General features: G+C 71.3%; 3 protein-coding genes and 1 pseudogene. All 4 read right to left on the reverse strand.

Annotation, left to right across the window (positions count from 1 at the left end):
• Positions 1-242: pseudogene (locus ABZ749_RS34945) on the reverse strand (hypothetical protein); the annotation flags it as partial.
• 119 nt (positions 243-361) lie between these two features.
• Positions 362-760, reverse strand: a complete 399-nt coding sequence (locus ABZ749_RS34950; protein ID WP_357235633.1) for a hypothetical protein — start codon at positions 758-760, stop codon at positions 362-364.
• On the reverse strand, positions 757-1008 hold the full coding sequence (locus ABZ749_RS34955; protein WP_357235635.1) for a hypothetical protein: 252 nt from the start codon (positions 1006-1008) through the stop codon (positions 757-759). The genes ABZ749_RS34950 and ABZ749_RS34955 overlap by 4 nt, the downstream gene beginning before the upstream one ends.
• Before the next feature lie 60 nt (positions 1009-1068).
• On the reverse strand, positions 1069-1618 hold a 550-nt coding region (locus ABZ749_RS34960), incomplete at its 5' end, for a DUF4192 domain-containing protein (protein ID WP_357235638.1).

Raw genomic sequence — 1618 nt, forward strand, 5'->3', positions numbered from 1 at the left:
GGCCGCCGTTCTGGCCACGCGTCTGCTCGGCAAGGCGCCCTGACCCGGGTCGCGGGTCCCCAGACCAGCAGCAGCCCAACCGCGAGGTAGAACACCGCGATGGTGGCGAGGTAGCCCAGGATCCGCCGGACGTTGACCGGCCCGGGGGCGAGCAGCAACCAGACCGGGATGAAGAGGGTGCCGATGCTGGTGCTGTCGATCAACGCCAGCCCGGCCAGCGACAGCAGCAACTCGGGGGTCATGTCGTACCAATGCGGAGAACGGCCACGAGATCATTCTCCGGCGGCGGCGAGCCTGCCGCGTCGGCCGTGAACAGGAGCAACGCGTACATCCTTCGACGGAGGCGTCGCCGGAAGACCGGTCACGCCAGGTCGAGGATGCTCCAGTTGGTAGGGAGCACCGTCGCCGCCACCTTGGGTCGCACTGTCGCGTAGTGCGCCTCGTGGGTGAGTGCCGCGCGGGCGGCATGGCCGAACGAGATGTCGCCGTCCACGGCGCGGGCCAGCCTGCCGGTGTCCTGCACGTTTTCGACGTCGAGCGGCAGCAGACGGATCATCGGGGCAGTCATCATCAGGGCCAGTAGCGCGGCATCGATCTCGTCGGCCACGCTCGCGAAGGCGACAGCCAGGCACGTCGCTGGGACGGCGACCTGCCGACCCTCGTCGGCGACCTCCAGCATCAACTCCCCCACCGAGACGTTGCCCTCGATGTAGGCAGTCAGCGCCGACGCGTCGAACACGGCGGCGATCTGATCGCTCATCCGGCTCGGCCCAACATCCGGCGTCCCTCAGCCAGGGCGTCCGCCGGAATGGGTGTGGCCAGGCGCTCCCGCCATCGCGCCCTACCCGCCTCGGTCACCTCGATGCCGGCGCGCCGCAGCACCTCGTCGAGGTGTACGCGGGCCATCTGCACCCGTACCGCTGCGGTGATGGCCGCCGAGACGTTGGGCTGCTGGTCGAGCCAGTCCGCGACGTCGTCGGGGAGGCTCACGGAGCGCTTCACTGTCACGTCCGCCAGCCTATCAATTCTGGTAGCACCTGCGGTATTACCGCGCGGTGATCGCGTCCTTCAACGGCGGCCACGACGGCTCCGCCTGCGGGGGCGGATGACGCCGGGCATCCCGACCGACGGCCAGCCGTCCAGCTCGGCCGGGGGAACGCCCCGTCGGAGCAGATCGTCCAGCAGCAGCGCGAGCGAGTAGTCGGGGTGCAGGCTCAGCGTGCGTTCGAGCGCGACCGCCGCCAGCGCCCCCTGCCCGGCACGCCAGGCGGCGAACGCCAGCAGCGCACCCGGCGCGGCGGCCACCTCCGGCTCGGCGCGGCGCAGCACGTCGGTCCAGAGGGCGATGTCCCGGTCCCGGCCGTCGGTGCGTTCCCACGCGTGATCGCGGACCGGCAGGTGAGTCATCAGCAGGCTCAACCAGGCCACCTCGTCGTCGTCGAGCCGTTCACCACGCCGCTGCCGACGCTGGGCCTCGCGGACCGCCGCCACCCCGGCGGCGCGCAGCGCCCGCGCCCCGAGCAGGTCGCTCTCGGGTGCCTGCTCGACCAGCTCGGCCAGCATCCCGGGCAACGGAATCAGGTCCTCGTATCGAGGTCGGCTCTCGCCGGACGCGTCG

It is taken from the genome of Micromonospora sp. NPDC047753 (assembly GCF_040642735.1).
Lineage (GTDB): Bacteria > Actinomycetota > Actinomycetes > Mycobacteriales > Micromonosporaceae > Micromonospora.

Excerpts from the sequence above, each read along its gene's own strand:
- ABZ749_RS34950 (WP_357235633.1), bottom strand. The coding sequence starts at position 760 with ATGAGCGATCAGATCGCCGCCGTGTTCGACGCGTCGGCGCTGACTGCC.